Source organism: Rhodococcus sp. DT1, assembly GCF_049844875.1.
GTDB lineage: Bacteria > Actinomycetota > Actinomycetes > Mycobacteriales > Mycobacteriaceae > Rhodococcus.
Genome location: NZ_JBNCLW010000009.1, coordinates 80839 through 96799, shown reverse-complemented (window position 1 = coordinate 96799; position 15961 = coordinate 80839). Strand labels below are relative to the sequence as shown.

At 67.2% G+C, this 15961-nt stretch carries 15 protein-coding genes and 1 pseudogene; 6 read left to right on the top strand and 10 right to left on the bottom strand.

Going from position 1 to position 15961, the window contains the following annotated elements:
- Window positions 1-29: 29 nt before the first annotated feature.
- The 5 genes and pseudogenes from ACLQ3J_RS20620 to ACLQ3J_RS20600 all read right to left on the bottom strand — a co-directional run bounded on the left by ACLQ3J_RS20620 (window position 30) and on the right by ACLQ3J_RS20600 (window position 4888).
- Window positions 30-467 carry a GNAT family N-acetyltransferase gene (locus tag ACLQ3J_RS20620; RefSeq protein ID WP_422423131.1) on the bottom strand — a complete coding sequence of 146 codons (438 nt, stop codon included), beginning with the start codon at window positions 465-467 and terminating at the stop codon, window positions 30-32.
- Window positions 468-573: 106 nt separating this feature from the next.
- On the bottom strand, window positions 574-1605 hold the full coding sequence (locus tag ACLQ3J_RS20615; RefSeq protein ID WP_422423130.1) for an aspartate-semialdehyde dehydrogenase: 1032 nt from the start codon (window positions 1603-1605) through the stop codon (window positions 574-576).
- A gap of 2 nt (window positions 1606-1607) precedes the next feature.
- The gene (locus tag ACLQ3J_RS20610) at window positions 1608-2873 is read right to left on the bottom strand and encodes an aspartate kinase (RefSeq protein WP_422423129.1); all 1266 of its coding nucleotides are present in this window, start codon (window positions 2871-2873) and stop codon (window positions 1608-1610) included.
- A 121-nt stretch (window positions 2874-2994) separates the two neighbouring features.
- A pseudogene (locus ACLQ3J_RS20605) lies at window positions 2995-4219 on the bottom strand (RNA polymerase sigma factor).
- A gap of 12 nt (window positions 4220-4231) precedes the next feature.
- Window positions 4232-4888 (bottom strand): YciI family protein, encoded by a 657-nt coding sequence (locus ACLQ3J_RS20600; RefSeq protein ID WP_422423128.1) that lies wholly within the window; start codon window positions 4886-4888, stop codon window positions 4232-4234.
- A gap of 197 nt (window positions 4889-5085) precedes the next feature.
- Between ACLQ3J_RS20600 and leuA the strand changes: the two genes are divergently transcribed.
- The 4 genes from leuA to ACLQ3J_RS20580 all read left to right on the top strand — a co-directional run bounded on the left by leuA (window position 5086) and on the right by ACLQ3J_RS20580 (window position 9443).
- The gene (gene leuA / locus ACLQ3J_RS20595) at window positions 5086-6894 is read left to right on the top strand and encodes a 2-isopropylmalate synthase (RefSeq protein WP_422423127.1); all 1809 of its coding nucleotides are present in this window, start codon (window positions 5086-5088) and stop codon (window positions 6892-6894) included.
- A 152-nt stretch (window positions 6895-7046) separates the two neighbouring features.
- Window positions 7047-7430, top strand: coding sequence for an SHOCT domain-containing protein (locus ACLQ3J_RS20590; RefSeq protein ID WP_425904295.1), 384 nt, complete (start codon window positions 7047-7049; stop codon window positions 7428-7430).
- 56 nt (window positions 7431-7486) lie between these two features.
- Window positions 7487-8740: a MurT ligase domain-containing protein gene (locus ACLQ3J_RS20585; RefSeq protein WP_169622609.1), complete on the top strand. Its 1254-nt coding sequence runs from the start codon at window positions 7487-7489 to the stop codon at window positions 8738-8740.
- Window positions 8733-9443: a type 1 glutamine amidotransferase gene (locus ACLQ3J_RS20580; protein WP_378528317.1), complete on the top strand. Its 711-nt coding sequence runs from the start codon at window positions 8733-8735 to the stop codon at window positions 9441-9443. Before ACLQ3J_RS20585 ends, ACLQ3J_RS20580 begins: the two co-directional genes overlap by 8 nt.
- 75 nt (window positions 9444-9518) lie before the next feature.
- Here the strand turns inward: ACLQ3J_RS20580 and ACLQ3J_RS20575 are convergent, their stop codons facing one another.
- Both ACLQ3J_RS20575 and ACLQ3J_RS20570 read right to left on the bottom strand, forming a co-directional pair.
- Window positions 9519-10364, bottom strand: coding sequence for an alpha/beta fold hydrolase (locus ACLQ3J_RS20575; protein WP_378528316.1), 846 nt, complete (start codon window positions 10362-10364; stop codon window positions 9519-9521).
- A gap of 141 nt (window positions 10365-10505) precedes the next feature.
- Complete coding sequence (locus tag ACLQ3J_RS20570) at window positions 10506-11138, bottom strand: TetR/AcrR family transcriptional regulator (RefSeq protein WP_378528315.1); 633 nt, start codon at window positions 11136-11138, stop codon at window positions 10506-10508.
- A 228-nt stretch (window positions 11139-11366) separates the two neighbouring features.
- Here ACLQ3J_RS20570 and ACLQ3J_RS20565 point away from each other — a divergent pair, with 228 nt between their 5' ends.
- Together ACLQ3J_RS20565 and ACLQ3J_RS20560 are read left to right on the top strand one after the other, a co-directional pair.
- Complete coding sequence (locus ACLQ3J_RS20565; RefSeq protein WP_378528314.1) at window positions 11367-12305, top strand: metal-dependent hydrolase; 939 nt, start codon at window positions 11367-11369, stop codon at window positions 12303-12305.
- On the top strand, window positions 12305-13471 hold the full coding sequence (locus tag ACLQ3J_RS20560) for a hypothetical protein (protein ID WP_422423122.1): 1167 nt from the start codon (window positions 12305-12307) through the stop codon (window positions 13469-13471). The genes ACLQ3J_RS20565 and ACLQ3J_RS20560 overlap by 1 nt, the downstream gene beginning before the upstream one ends.
- Here the strand turns inward: ACLQ3J_RS20560 and ACLQ3J_RS20555 are convergent.
- The 3 genes from ACLQ3J_RS20555 to ACLQ3J_RS20545 all read right to left on the bottom strand — a co-directional run bounded on the left by ACLQ3J_RS20555 (window position 13420) and on the right by ACLQ3J_RS20545 (window position 15961).
- Window positions 13420-14319, bottom strand: coding sequence for an SDR family NAD(P)-dependent oxidoreductase (locus ACLQ3J_RS20555; protein WP_425904277.1), 900 nt, complete (start codon window positions 14317-14319; stop codon window positions 13420-13422). The two genes, ACLQ3J_RS20560 and ACLQ3J_RS20555, sit on opposite strands and share 52 nt — an antisense overlap.
- A 14-nt stretch (window positions 14320-14333) precedes the next feature.
- Window positions 14334-15233: an LLM class F420-dependent oxidoreductase gene (locus ACLQ3J_RS20550; protein WP_169622644.1), complete on the bottom strand. Its 900-nt coding sequence runs from the start codon at window positions 15231-15233 to the stop codon at window positions 14334-14336.
- Between the two features lie 152 nt (window positions 15234-15385).
- Window positions 15386-15961 carry a hypothetical protein gene (locus ACLQ3J_RS20545; RefSeq protein ID WP_425904276.1) on the bottom strand — a complete coding sequence of 192 codons (576 nt, stop codon included), beginning with the start codon at window positions 15959-15961 and terminating at the stop codon, window positions 15386-15388.

Sequence of the window (15961 nt, the reverse complement as noted above, 5' to 3'; positions counted from 1 at the left end):
GACTGTATGTAAACCTGTTTACGGACGGTTCAGCGACCGGGCCGCCTCATGGGTAGGTGGTCGATACCCGCCTCGATGAAATTCGGGCCGGTGCGCTCGAAACCCAAGCGGCCGTACCAGTCCTCGAGATACGCCTGTGCCAGGATCTCGACGGGTTGCGGATGGTCGTCGATCACCGACTCGATCAAGCGGGCAGCGAGACCCCTGCCCCGGGCCTTCTTCGCGGTCGCGACCCGCCCGATGTGGATGACCGGTCCGTCGGCGTCGAGGACCCGGAGGGTCGCCACCACATCGTCGCCCTCCTCGATCCAGTAGTGCGTCGTGCCGGGCTCGAGATCGAGGCCGTCGAGTTCCGGCTCGGACACGATCCCCTGTTCGTACACGAACACTTCTGTGCGCAACCGCACGATGCGGTAGAGGGTCGCCGGTGCGATGCGGTCGAGGGTCGCGGAACGAATGGACGTCACACCGGCCATCCTAGGTGGGCGCTCGCAGCGAACCCTTGGACGAAAAGCAGCGAGTGGACCACCCCTGCGGGATGATCCACTCGCTCGAGTACCGAGGTGCCGGAGATCAGACGAGCAACTCCGCGATCTGAATGGTGTTGAGCGCAGCGCCCTTGCGCAGGTTGTCGCCCGAGACGAACAACGCGAGTCCACGACCCTCGGGCGCACCCGGGTCCTGGCGGATGCGGCCCACCAGCGAGACGTCGTCACCGGCTGCAGCGAGTGGGGTCGGCACGTCGACGAGCCGGACACCCGGAGCCGAGGCGAGGATCTCCTGCGCACGCTCGACCGACAGGGGCCGCTCGAACTCCGCATTGATCGACAGCGAATGGCCCGTCACGACCGGCACGCGCACGCACGTTCCGGACACGAGCAGATCCGGAAGACCCAGAATCTTGCGCGACTCGTTGCGCAGCTTCTGGTCTTCGTCGGTCTCGCCGGAACCGTCGTCGACGAGCGAGCCGGCGAGCGGCAGCACGTTGAACGCAATCGGTGCGACGTACTTGTCGGGTGCGGGGAAATCGACCGCGCCGCCGTCGTGCACCAGCTTCTCCGCGTCGTCGATGACCGCGCGGGCCTGGCCGAGCAGTTCCTCGACACCGGCGATACCGCTGCCGGAGACCGCCTGGTAGCTCGAGACGATCAGACGCTGAAGGCCCGCCTCGTCGTGCAGCGCCTTGAGGACCGGCATCGCGGCCATCGTGGTGCAGTTGGGGTTCGCGATGATGCCCTTCGGCGGATTCTTCGCCTGCTCGGGGTTGACCTCGCTCACGACCAGGGGAACGTCGGGATCCTTGCGCCATGCCGACGAGTTGTCGACAACGGTCGCGCCTGCGGCAGCGAAGCGCGGAGCCTGGGCCCGGGACAACGTCGCACCGGCGGAGAACAGGGCGATATCGATGCCCGCAAGGTCCTCGTCGGACGTCGCGGCGGCGTCCTCGACGACGATTTCCTCACCCCGGAAGGGAAGCTTCTTGCCGGCCGAGCGAGCCGAGGCGAAGAACCGGACCTTGTCGGCCGGGAAGTTCCGCTCCTCGAGGAGCGTGCGCATGACGATGCCGACCTGTCCGGTGGCACCCACAACAGCAATGGTGGTCATGTCTATCGCCCCGTCCCTGCGTGCACGACCGCTTCCTCGGCACCACCGAGATCGAACGCTGCGTGCAGGGCACGCACCGCCTCGTCGAGTTCGGTGTCGTCGACGAGGACCGAGATGCGGATCTCGGAGGTCGAGATGAGATCGATGTTGATGCCGGCGTCGGCGAGTGCCTCACAGAACTTGGCGGTGACGCCGGGATGGCTCCTCATACCTGCGCCGACGAGGGAGACCTTGCCGATGTGGTCGTCGAAGAGGACCTGCGTGAAGCCGATCTCTTCCTGCCGCTTGGTGAGTAGTTCGACCGCGCGCGGAGCGTCGGAGGTGGGCAGGGTGAAGGTGATGTCGGTCTTGCCGGTCTCGACCTTCGAGATGTTCTGCAGCACCATGTCGATGTTGATGTCGGCGTCGGCGACCGCACGGAACACCTTGGCGGCGTAGCCGGGGGTGTCCGGCAGACCGACCACGGTGATCTTCGCTTCGCCGCGATCGTGCGCAACGCCGGTGATCAGTGCCTCTTCCACAGGGATGTCCTCCATCGATCCGGACACGATGGTGCCGGGCTTGGTGGTGTACGACGAACGAACGTGCACAGGCACGTTGTAGCGGCGGGCGTATTCGACGCACCGCAGCATCAGGACTTTGGCGCCACTCGCGGCGAGCTCGAGCATCTCCTCGAAGGACACCTTCTCGAGCCGCTGCGCGTCCTTGACGATCCGCGGGTCCGCGGTGAACACACCGTCGACGTCGGTGTAGATCTCGCATACGTCCGCCTCCAGTGCGGCGGCGAGAGCGACGGCGGTCGTGTCGGAGCCACCACGACCGAGGGTCGTGATGTCCTTGCTGTCCTGGCTCACACCCTGGAACCCGGCGACCAGCACGATGCTGCCCTCGTCCAGGGCCGTGCGGACACGACCGGGTGTGACGTCGATGATCTTCGCGTTGCCGTGGCTGCCCGTGGTGATCACGCCGGCCTGCGAGCCGGTGAACGAGCGGGCCTCGGCACCGAGAGAATGGATAGCCATCGCGACCAGGGAGTTCGAGATTCGCTCGCCCGACGTGAGGAGCATGTCCATCTCTCGCGCCGGGGGCACGGGGCACACCTGATGAGCGAGGTCGAGCAGTTCGTCTGTGGTGTCACCCATTGCGGACACCACGACCACGACGTCGTTGCCCGCCTTTTTGGTCTCGACGATCCTTTCAGCGACGCGCCGGATCCGCTCGGCCGTCGCGACCGAGGATCCTCCGTACTTCTGGACGACGAGTGCCACGCTGTCGAACCTCCGGGTCTTGGGAACAAGTCCAGGGGCCAAGCTTACCGATGGCTGTGTGGGGGCCGGTCGGGCCCATCGGGAAAGTGTCGTGCGCAACAAAGGGCGGTCGCCGTCGGCGTCACGAACCGGCCGCCCGAACGTTCGACCGGTCTACCTCCTCGAGCCGTCGTCGCAGAAACCGGGCCGTTGCCTCGTTGCCCGTGGTCTTCAGCGCGGCGCGGTACGCGTCGGCGGCGTCGGCCCAACGCCCGGCGCGCCGCAACAGATCTGCGCGGGCAGGCTCGATCAGCCTGCGCAATCGCGGATCTTCGGGCAGTGCCTCGAGGGCTGCGAGCCCCGCGTGCCACCCATCCCGGAACCCGAGGGCCACCGCGCGGTTGACCGCCACCACGGGAGATCCCGACAACTCCAGCAGGTGGTCGTACGCGCCGACGATGGTGGCCCAGTCGGTCGAGTGCCAGGTCGGAGCGCAGGCGTGGACGGCGGCGATCACCGCCTGGGGCAGGTACGGCCCCGCGGAGCCACCCGCGCGCGTCGAGGCCGTCCCGGATGCGGTCCCGGTCCCACCGCCCGCGATCCTGCTCCTCGAGCGGTCGCACCGGTCCGTCGGCGCCGACTCGCTCGTGACGCCGACTGTCGTGCAGGAGCATCAACGCGAGGAGTGCCCACGCCTCCCGCTGCTCGGGCATCAGGTCACACAGCAGCCGCCCGAGCCGAATCGCCTCCGCGCACAGATCCTCTCGGACCGGTGCGTCACCGGAGGTCGCGGAATAACCTTCGGTGAAGACCAGGTAGATGCAGGTGGTGACTTGCGGAACACGTTCGGGCAGAAGGTGTTCCGGAGGTGACCGGAACGGTATCCCCGCATCGCGTATCTTCGCCTTCGCGCGGCTGAGGCGCCTAGTCACGGCCGGCTCCGCCTGCAAGAACGCCCGGGCGATTTCGACGGCCGTCAGCCCACACACCAGACGGAGCGTGGGAGCGACTTGGGCGTCGCGCGCGAGCGCCGGATGACAGCATGTGAACAGCAACCGCAGTTCGTCGTCACGCACCCACGGCACCTCCTCCTCGAACGCCCCCAGTACATCGCCGCACCGCACGGCCGCGACCTCCTTTCCGTCGCGGGCCGCCTCCCGGCGGATCCTGTCCAGGGCACGCCGACGCGCAACGGTGGTGATCCACGCGCCGGGATTCGCAGGTTCGCCCTGGTCCGGCCAGGCCCGCAATGCGTCGACGAAGGCGTCCTGAACCGCGTCCTCCGCAAGGGTGAGATCGCCGGTGAATCGCGTCACCGCTGCTACCGCGCGGCCGTGCTCCGCGCGAAACACCCGGGCGACGTCCATACGGCCAGTCCGCTACTCGTCGACCATGCGGCGTAGTTCGACGCATCCCCCGGGACCCATCGGAATCTGCAGCGCGAGTCGCACAGCGGTGGCGCGATCCGGCGCGGACAACACGTACAGTCCGTTGGCGATCTCGGTGGTTTCGGAGAACGGCCCGTCCGTCAGCATCACCTCGCCGCCCTTCGTGCGAACCGTGGTCGCCGAGGACGGGGGTCGGAGTGCTCCTCCCGCGCGCACCGCCGAGCCGGCCGCTTCCGTGAATCGGGCGTGCGCGGCCGCACCCTCGTCCCACGCCGGGGTACCCGGATCGTCCGCGCCGCCGGCGGGTTCGCGCAGCAGTGCAAGCCAGCATCCGGCGCTGTGCGGCGTGGAGAACCACTCCACCATCGGCCACAACTCGATGTAGCCGTTGTCCATGTCGGGGATCCGGCGCACGAGGTCGAGAGCGGCGTCGACATCGTCCGCCTCGAAGATGCAGAACCCGCCGACGACCTCGTTCGACTCGGCGAACGGACCGTCCGTCACCAGCGGGGTGCCACCGGTGTTCCTGACGGTCGCCGCTTCGGCCACCGGATACAGCGCACCGCCGCCGACGATCGCCGGACCGGCGTACGCGTCGAAGGCCGCTCGGAAAGAGGCGGGAAGCCCCTCTGCAAAGACGACGAACAATCGGAGCCCTTTCGGACAAAGCGGGGGCCGGCGGTGCAATGAAGTGTCGTGGCGTTACACTGCTTGGCATGCAGCGCGCGCTTCTCCTCGGCCGCCGCGGCGGGATCTGACCAGACCGGCTTCCCGTCGCGGGGTTTCTACGCGCCGGTCGATATCCTGATCTGGACCCACCGGTCCCACCTCTTTGGAGATACGTCATGTCACCCGCCGACGCTTTCACCTCCGGTTCGCGCACCATCACCCCGCCGAGCAAGCCCGCGCCCGCCGATCAGCCCGCGTGGAACACCCAGAAGAACTCGTCGATGCCGACGTACCGGTACCGGCCGTTCGCCGAGGAAGTCGAGCCGGTCTCGCTGCCCGACCGCACCTGGCCCGACAAGATCATCGACCGCGCGCCCGGCTGGTGCGCAGTCGACCTGCGTGACGGCAACCAGGCGCTCATCGATCCGATGAGCCCGGCCCGCAAGCGGCGGATGTTCGATCTGCTGGTGCGGATGGGCTACAAGGAGATCGAGGTCGGCTTCCCGTCCGCGAGCCAGACCGACTTCGACTTCGTCCGGGAAATCATCGAGGACAATGCAATTCCCGACGACGTCACCATCCAGGTGCTGACGCAGTCTCGTCCCGAGCTGATCCGGCGCACCTTCGAGGCATGTGTCGGTGCACAGAACGTGATCGTGCACTTCTACAACTCCACGTCGATCCTGCAGCGCCGCGTCGTGTTCCGCGCCGACAAGGACGCGGTCAAGAAGATCGCGACCGACGCCGCGGAACTGGTGATCGAGACCGCGAAGGACTACCCCGACACCAACTGGCGGTGGGAGTACTCCCCCGAGTCCTACACCGGCACCGAACTGTCGTACGCCAAGGAAGTGTGTGACGCGGTCGTCGAGACCCTGGGCGCCACCCCCGAGCACCCGGTGATCATCAACCTGCCGGCGACCGTCGAGATGGCCACCCCGAACGTGTACGCCGACTCGATCGAGTGGATGCACCGCAATCTGGCCCGACGCGACTCGATCATCCTGTCGCTGCACCCCCACAACGACCGCGGGACCGGCGTCGCAGCCGCCGAGCTGGGTTACCAGGCCGGCGCCGACCGCATCGAGGGTTGCCTGTTCGGGAACGGCGAACGCACCGGCAACGTATGCCTGGTGACGCTGGGCCTGAACATGTTCAGCCGCGGGGTCGACCCGCAGATCGACTTCTCGAACATCGACGAGATCCGCCGCACCGTCGAGTACTGCAACCAGCTGCCCGTCCCCGAGCGGCACCCGTACGGCGGCGACCTGGTCTACACGGCGTTCTCCGGTAGCCACCAGGACGCGATCAACAAGGGCATGGACGTCATGAAGGCCGACGCCGATGCGGCCGGCTCCGATGTCGACGACATCACGTGGGCCGTGCCGTACCTGCCGATCGACCCGAAGGACGTCGGCCGCAGCTACGAGGCCGTGATCCGCGTCAACTCGCAGTCCGGCAAGGGCGGCATCGCCTACATCATGAAGCACGACCACGGCCTGAATCTGCCGCGTCGCCTGCAGATCGAGTTCTCGCAGTCCGTGCAGGCCGTCACCGACGGGGAAGGCGGCGAAGTCAGCCCCAAGGAGATGTGGGACATCTTCCACGAGGAGTACCTGGCTCCCATCACCCCGCTCGAGCGGATCCGCCAGAAGGTCACGGCTGCGGAGACGGACGAGGGCGAAGACACCATCACCGCGATCCTCAAGGTCAACGGTGTCGAGAAGGAGATCACCGGTACGGGCAACGGCCCGCTGGCCGCCTTCGTCGACGGCCTCGAGTCGCTGGGCTACCGCGTCGCCGTACGCGGATACTCCGAGCACGCCATGTCCGCCGGCGACGACGCGAATGCCGCCGCCTACGTCGAGGCCGACGTGACCCGTCCCGACGGCACCACGACGCTGGTGTGGGGCGTAGGAATCGCCTCGTCCATCACCGTCGCGTCGCTGCGGGCGGTCGTCTCGGCGGTCAACCGCGCGAGCTGATCGCTCGGCCGATTCGGCCCATGTCCCTACCTGCGCGGCGGTACTCTGCGGGAAGTTCCCGGGGTACCGCCGCGTCGACGGTTCGGTACGCATCCCCGGACCACTGAGCTCGTCCTACGAGTAAGGGGATCGCCGTGGAGTTCTGGGACATCATGTGGTACATCATCGTGTGCTTCGCGTTCATCGCGTATCTGATCATGCTGTGGCTGATCATCAGCGATCTGTTCGCCAACCGCGACCAGTCCGGATGGGTGAAGGCGATCTGGATCGTATTCCTTTTCATCTTCCCGCTGCTCACCGGCCTGGTGTACCTGGTGGTCCACGGTCGCGGTATGGCCGAGCGGTCGGCGCGAGAGGCCGCGCAGATCAAATCCGCGCAGGACAACTACATCCGCGAGGTCGCGGGCAAGTCCCCGGCCGACCAGATCGCCGACGCGAAGGCGCTGCTGGACGCCGGAACCATCACCGAGGACGAGTTCCAGGCGCTCAAGTCGCACGCCTTGGCCGCGACGGCGGAGCCCACCCGTAGTTCCTGACACAGTTGGCAAGCCGCCGTCGGCGGCTTCGGGGTGGCTGTGGAACACTCGCCGACGTGGGAACTAGCACTGAAATCACCGCGCGCGGCCGGTTCGCCCTGCGCGCCGCGAAAGCTGCCGCCTGGGCGTCCCAGAAAGCCGGACGCGGCAAGGGGTCGATGATCGGCGGGCTCATCGCCCTGAAGATCGAGCCGACGCTGATGAAGCAGGTCGGTCACGGGCGCCGCACGGTGCTCGTCACCGGCACCAACGGCAAGTCGACCACGACGCGGATGACCGCCGCCGCCCTGGAGACGATCGACAAGACCGTCACGCAGGCGGACGGCGCGAATATGGACGCGGGCATCGTGGCGGCCCTCGCCTCCGATCTCGGCGCGCCTCTCGCCGCGATCGAGGTCGACGAGCTGCACACCCCGCACGTGGCCGACGCCCTCGCCCCCGAAGCGATAGTCCTGCTCAATCTCAGCCGCGATCAGCTCGACCGCGTGGGCGAGATCAACATGATCGAGCGCAAGCTACGCGCGGGTCTTCAGCGGCACCCCGAGGCCGTGATCATCGCCAACTGCGACGATGTGCTCGTCACGTCGGCCGCATACGACAACCCCAACGTCGTGTGGGTGGCCGCCGGCGCAGGATGGGCGAACGATTCGGTGAGCTGCCCCCGCACCGGGGAACCCATCGCCCGCGAGGGCGTCCACTGGTACAGCACGGGATCCGATTTCGCTCGGCCCCAACCTGATTGGTGGGTCGATGACGACAACCTGTACGGGCCCGACGGGCTTGTGCTGCCGTTGAAGCTGACACTGCCCGGCAAAGCCAACCGCGGAAACGCCGCCCAGGCGGTCGCGGCCGCGGTCGCGTTGGGCGCCGACCCTGCCGACGCGGTCGCCGCAGCAGCAGTTGTCGACGAGGTCGCGGGCCGGTACAAGACCGTCCAGGTCGGCCCGCATTCCGTCCACATGCTGCTCGCCAAGAACCCGGCGGGCTGGCAGGAAGCGCTGTCGATGATCGATCCGACCGTCGACGGACTCGTCATCGCCGTCAACGGTCAGGTGCCCGACGGCGAAGACCTGTCCTGGCTGTGGGATGTGCGCTTCGAACACTTCGAGGGAGTACAGGTGGTCGCGGCGGGCGAGCGCGGCACCGACCTTGCGGTGCGCCTCACCTACGCGGGCGTCGACCACACTCTCGTTCCGGACCCGCTGAAAGCCATCGCCTCCTGCCCGCCCGGGCGGGTGGAGGTGCTCGCCAACTACACCGCGTTCCGGGATCTCAACACCGAAATCTCCAGGAGGACGGCCAATGTCTGACTCGACCGTTCGGATCGGGCTGGTGCTGCCCGACGTCATGGGCACCTACGGCGACGGCGGAAACGCCCTCGTGCTGCGGCAGCGCCTGCGCATGCGCGGCTATGACGCCGAAGTCATCGAGATCGGTTTGAGCGACCCGGTGCCCGAGTCGCTCGACATGTACACACTCGGCGGAGCCGAAGATGCCGCGCAGCGACTCGCCACGCGGCATCTCCAGCGTTATCCGGGTCTGCAGCAGGCCGCCGGGCGCGGTGCACCCGTGCTCGCGATCTGCGCCGCCATCCAGGTGCTCGGCCACTGGTACGAGACCTCGTCGGGAGAACGCGTCGACGGTGTCGGCCTCCTCGACGTGACGACGTCGCCGCAAGAGGTCCGTTCGATCGGGGAGATCGTCACACAGCCCGTCGTCGACGGTCTCACCCAGCCGCTGACCGGCTTCGAGAACCACCGAGGCGGAACAACTCTCGGGTCGAGTGCGACAGGCCTGGGACGCGTGTCCCGCGGCGTCGGCAACGGTGTCGGCGACGGACTCGAAGGCGCAGTACAGGGTTCGGTGATCGGCACCTATCTGCACGGACCGGTGCTGGCGCGCAATCCCGAACTCGCCGACCACCTGATCGCGCAGGCACTGGGCGTGGATTCACTACCGCCGCTCGATCTTCCGGAAGTCGACCTGCTGCGGCGCGAGCGCCTGCGCGCCTAGGACTCCGTCGAGAGCCCGCCTCCGTCGAGAGCCCGCCTCCGTCGAGAGCCCGCCTCCGTCGAGAGCCCGCCTCCGTCAGCTGTGGGCGGAGGCGTGCTCGACGACGAAGCGGGCGAGTTCGTCGGGGACTTCGTCCGGGATCCAATGGCTGACGCCGGCGAGCGTCTCCGACCGGTACGGACCGGAGACATAGCGCGGCGTGGCCTCGACCCCGGCGGGCCCGACGGCGACGTCACCGTCGCTCCACACCATGAGCGTGGGCACCGTGACGGACTCGAGCGTCGCCTTGGGGTCGCTCCACAGCATCGCCCGGTACCAGTTCACCCCACCGCGCACCGCGGATCGATCGGCAAGACGCGCCGCGTCGCGCGTCACCGCAGCGTCGGGCTGGCCCGACCGGCTCAGAACGAAGCGTCCGACCGACTCGTTGCTCAGCAGCAGTTCCGGGACCCACGGCATCTGGAACGCGAGCATGTACCAGGACTTGAACAACTGGGTGCTCGTGGCGAACGCGCGAAGGAACGCCGCGGGATGGGGCACCGACACTGCGGTGAGGGACCGCACGAGGTCCGGGTGCTGGGCAGCCACTCCCCACGCGACTATCGCGCCCCAGTCGTGCCCGACGAGGTGGACAGGCGACCCGTCGCCGACCTGCTCGATGATCGCAATGGCGTCCCCGACGAGCAGGGGAATCCGGTAGTCGCGGCGACGCGGCGGACGCGCGCCCGGTGAATACCCGCGCTGGTCCGGCGCGAAGGTGCGGTATCCGGCCTCGTGCAGCCACGCGGCCACGCCGTCCCACGATCGTGAATCCTGCGGGAACCCGTGAAGCAGTACGACACGTTCGCCGTCGATCGGTCCGTCGTCCCGGATGTCGAACGTCAATCCGTTATGGACGACGGTCGTGATGCGTTCCCCCACCCTGATCCCTTTCGTCGCAGGCCCCCCGACAGGGGTTCGGCCCGGTTCCGCTCTCGCGTGTACCGGGCCGGATCTCTGCTTCACGAGCACTTCTCTGTCGTCCGCGGACGTCTCCGGCTCGATTCGCAAGATCGATGTTACCTAGGTCACATCGGCGGGTGCAACCCCAGGGGCTTCTTGCGCGAGGATCGCGGTACCCATCCACCGGCGCAGGTACCGGCGCAGTTCGTCCTCGCTGCGCGGAGGATCCCCCGGGGAGACGAAGAACGACTGCATCGTCCGCAGGACGAATTCGACCAGTTCGCCGAGCGACTCGTCGTCGTAGCCGTAGCTCTCCCAGTCGACGTCGAACCGCCGGATCATGGTCATGCCGAAGGCGCGCGCCTCACCCGACGCGATTACTTCCGGATGCGGGTCCGAATACGTACTCGACAGCAGGATGCCCAGGTGTGGGGTACGACGGACTTCCGCGAGCGTGAACACGACCCCGGCGACCATCGCCTCCGCGGGGTCACCGATACCGCTCACCTCGTCGGCCAGCCGATCCAGGAATCCTTCGACCGACGCGATCGCCGCCGCACGCATCAGCGCGTCTGCGCTGGCGAAGTACCGGTACACCGTCTGACGGATGACGCCGAGCGACTGAGCGACGTCGGCGATGCTGATTTCCGCTCCGGACTGCGCGATCAGCTCGACCGCTGCCGCGACTATCCGCTGCGTGGCCTCCTCGTCGTCGACGGGAGGACGCCCGCCCCATCCACGTCTCCGCGCCACGATCCGCTTCCTCGGGTACCACGACCTGCAACAAGAACCCGACGGTAACACGGCGCACGTCTGCACACCGGGCCCGTCTGCGCGTCGCGGGGCCTTCCGCATCGGCGCCGGGATTCCTATCATACAAATGAGCGCACTGATGTATGGTCACGCCGAACCGAGGCCTCGTCACCCGGGGCCCCACCCGTCCGGCCTCCCGGGGCCGGCATGAGACGAGGTAGCGCCACGATGACGAACCTGCAGGTCCGGAAGATGCGCTTCGCATTCGCGGACTACGACGTGCCGTTCCTGTGGAACGAGGAGAACCCGGCCTTCTCGAGCATGGCCAACGCGGTGTCGTTCCTCGCGATCGGTTTCGAGAAGATGATCGTGAACATGGTCCAGGAGGTCGTGCACCGGATCGAGGACCCGAAGGTGGTCGAGGAAGCCAATGCCTTCATGTACCAGGAAGGTCAGCACTCCACCGCCCACCGGCAACACGTCAAAGGGCTGATCAAGCGGTACCCGGGTCTGCAGGAAACGCTCGACGAGGTCGTCGCTGCGTTCGATCGGCTCACGGCGGAGAAATCCCTCGAGTACCGCCTCGCCTACACGGCGGATCTGGAAGCGACCTTCACTCCGGTGTTCAAGCTGATGCTCGACAACGACTCGCACTTGTTCCGGCCCGGCGACGACCGGGTCGCATCGCTGTTCATCTGGCATTTCGTGGAAGAGGTCGAGCACCGCAGTTCCGCGCTCATCATCTTCGATGCGGTCGTCGGTAGCGACCTCTACCGGATGCGCATGGCACCTTCCGTGTTCAAGCACGTGCTCGACGTCATCGCCATCGCGTGCGACGGCTTCAACAAGCATGTGCCGATCGAGGACCGGAAGATCGACGCCATGTCGATGTTCGCGTCGTACCGGCGTAAGCAGATCCTGCGCAAACGCCTGCCGTTCCTCGACGCCGAGGACCACGGGCCGATGCCGCGGGCGTTCGACGTTCTGCCGTTGCGTGAGCAACTCGTCGCACTTGCGGGTGTCGTGCGCAGCCAGTTGCCCAAGCACAATCCCGATCACGAGAAGCTTCCCGCGCTCGCCGACGTCTGGTTCGAACGGTTCGACGCCGGCTACGACGTCTCACACTGGTACACCGCCGAGACCGTATCCGCGCGGGAGGCCGACTGATGTCGGATCTCTGTTCCCCCACGTTCGAGGATCTCGCAACCCGGCTGGGGTTCTCGTGTGCCGAAGCCGGCGGACTCTTCGAACTGCGTAGCCCGTTCGCCCTGGAGAACTGGACCCTTCCGGTGCTCGAAGCGACGATCGTGATCGGTGCGCTCCTGGCGCTGATCTACGCGATCGTCCGGCTCCGCCGCACCGGTGATCCCACCAATCTGGTCGTGTGGCTCGGAACGCTTGCGTTCCTGTTCATCATCGAACCGCTGCTGTACTTCCCCGACGCCTTCGGGGTCGAGGAATACGTGGACACGATGTTCGCGCACAACGTGTTCACGGTCGAGTTCATGTGGGGGCGTCTGCCCCTGTACATCATCGCGATCTACCCGCTGATGGCGACGATCGCGTTCGAGATCGTCCGGATGCTCGGCGTGTTCCGGCAGTACGGCACCCTCGTCGGCGCCGCGTGCGTCGGTTTCGTCCACCACGCTTTCTACGAGATCTTCGATCATCTCGGCCCCCAGTTGCGGTGGTGGGAGTGGTCGCTCGACAATCCGGTCAACCAGCCGTTCTTCGAGTCGGTTCCGCTGCCGAGCGTGGTCGTCTTCGCCGCCTTGTGGCCGATGTCCCTGGCGTTCTGCGTCCAGTACTTCGTCGGCCGCCACGCCGACGCGGGCCGCACCTTCGGAGGTCTCGAACTGGTCTGGCGGACAGTGGTCGTCGGGCTTCTGGCCGCTCTGGGAACGGTGATCCTCCCGGCACCCGCGACCGTCATCGGGATGGGCAGCACGACGGTCCGCGCGACCATCTACGCCGCCGAACTCGTGCTCGTCTCCGCCGTGGCGATCTATGTGCTCGCACGCCAGTGGCGCCGGTTGCGCACCGTGCAGGGCACGACCGGTTCACCGGCGACGCCGGCGTATTCCAACGACTTCGTCAGGTATTTCAGCATCGTGTACCTGCTGGTGATGGCGGTGTTGTGGGCGAGTGCGCTGCCCGACTACTTCGCGGCCACCGACGGCGTGACCGCCAACGGCGATCCCGTCGGCAGCCTCTGGTACACGGCGGCATGCTTCGTGGCGGCGATACTCGTTGTGGCAGCGACCTTCACGATCCCGCGCAGCTACTCGTCGAGCGTCGACGACGCTCGCGCGAGGACACTCTCCGGCGCATAGTTGGCCCAGCCCGTTCCGGGCCAGTTGAACCACCCCGACGACGCGAGTGTGCCGCCGTCGGGGTGGAGCGTCGTTCCGGTGACGAACGACGACAGACCCGACGCGAGGAACACGACGCAGTTCGACACGTCGTGGACGTGACCGACCCGCCCCATCGGGATCGCGACAGCCGCGCTGCGTGGATCCGTCAGCGCGTGCTCGCCCACGGCGAGTTTGTCGAGGTTAGGCGTCGGAACGAAGTCCGGGGCCACGTTGTTCACCCGGATGCCGTCAGGCGCCACTTCGACGGCAAGGGTGCGGGCGAACTGCTCCACGGCGGCCTTCGCCGCGGAGTACACCGCGAAACCGGGTGCGGCGCGGTGCGCTTCGATGGTCGTGAGGTTGACGATGCTCCCCCCGCGGCCACCACGCTGCATGAGGGGCACCGCCAGGGAACACGCGTGGAACACATGCGAGAGGTTGGTGCGGACGAGCGCGTCCCAGCCCTTGGGGTTGGTGTCGACGAACGGTGACCGGAACGTGCCGCCGACGATGTTCACGAGCGTGTCGAGTCTCCCCCATCGCTCGTCGGCCGCCTCGAACAAGGCCTCGAGCGTCTGCGGATCCCGGACGTCGCCGTGCCGGACGACGGCGTCGACGCCCGCCTCCCGCAGCGACGAATCCAGTGCATCGACCGCGGCACGGTCGATGTCGAGGACGGCGGGACGCACGCCGTTGGCGGCGAGGTCCCGTACGATCGCCTCACCGAGACCGCCTGCCCCTCCGGTGATCACGGCGACGGTGCCGGCAAGTCGGGCCCGCTCCTCGAACCATCCTCCGGGCGAGGCGTTCGCGGTGGTGTTCTGCACGGCTGCGGGACCTTTCACGACAGGTACGTGGTGCCGAAGGATTCGAGGAAGTCGACGGTGGCCGACAGTCCCTCGATGGGGCAGGAGACGGTCACCCAGTCCACACCGGCCTTCTCGAGATCTGCGAAGACCTCGCGGTGCCGGTCGGGGTGGACGTCCGCCGAACCGATCTCACCGCTGTACGAATAGACGACGTCGATGTGGTCGGTGCGGCCCGCGGCGACCGCCGCCTCGCGCACGTCGGTGATCTGGCCCGCAAGCTGATCGAGCGGGCCGAGTTCCTGCGTGCGCGCGGTCGCACTGAGCTGGGCGCCACCGGACATCGGCATCCACCCCTGCGCTCGCTGCGCGACGCGACGGCGGGTCAGTGCCGAGTTGCCCCCGATCCAGATCGGGATCGGATTCTGCACCGGGCGTGGCCTCGCCACGATGTTGTGCGCACTGAAGTGACGGCCGTCGTAGCTGAAGGGTTCACCGCTCCAGTGCAGCGGAAGGACGTCGAGCGCCTCGTCGAACAGTGCGTTGCGTTCGTCGAAGTCGACGCCGAGCGCATGGAACTCGCTCTTCTGGTAGCCCGTGCCGATTCCGAGCATGAAGCGTCCCCCGGAGATCTTGTCGAGCGATGCCGCTGCCTTGGCGAGCAGGAACGGGTTCCGGTACGGCGCCACCGCGAGGTAGGTGAGCAGACGGAGACGCTCGGTCGCGCCGGCGACATAACCGAGAGCAACGAACGGGTCGAGAGTCTGATGCCCACCGGCGGAGAGCCAGCGCGCGCCCGGAGCGGGATGCTCGCTGAAGGAGAAGGCGTCGAATCCGGCACGCTCGGCAGCCACCGCGACCTCGCGGACGGGCCCGGGGTCGAGTACATCGCCCTCGGGGCCGTTGATCTCGGGGTAGTGGAAGATGAACCGCATTGTCACCTGTGCGCCTTTCCGGCGAGCCGTCTGCCGTTGCTCCACCCGCGCGTAAACGGGATTCTGGTTTGTGAGAACTTTCCTATCTTCAAAAGATAGTCAGATTGTCTCAGGATGCAACGGCGAGGCTTCGGAGCGGTGGAAGGATCCGGTTACGCGGCGTCGGCGCCGTCGAGCAGCCACCGATCGTCGACGCGCTCGACCGTGACGATGAACCGGGTCGCGTCGGTGCGGCCGTCTGGCACCACCGCATTCGTGACGTCCTGGTCGAGGAAGACGAGCACCGTGGCGGTCTCACCGTCGAAGCTCTCGAGTCCGGCGTGGTCGGCGCGGGCGACGGACGTGCCCTGCCCGTTCTCGACCAGTCCACGCAGATCGCCCGCCACACCTTCGTACTTCGCCGCGAACTCGGCGGTGGAATTCGCGGTGACCGCAGCCAGCGACTCGTCGAAGGTGCGGTAGTCGTACGTGCCCAGCATGACCGCGTACTCCCGCGCCTTCGTCACGGCTTCGGCGCGCAGCGCGGCAACTTCCTCCGCCTGCCACCACCGGAACCCGAGGAATGCCGCGGCGGCGAGAAGCGCAACGATCAACGCGACTACCGCCCATCGTGCGGGCCCGCCCCTCCGGGATGCGCCCCGCGCGTCCGGCGACAGCGCCGGGGTGTCGTTTCCCGTGTCGACGTCCGTCGCGGTCGTGCCTTCCGACGTTTCGGCAGGTTGCGTCAT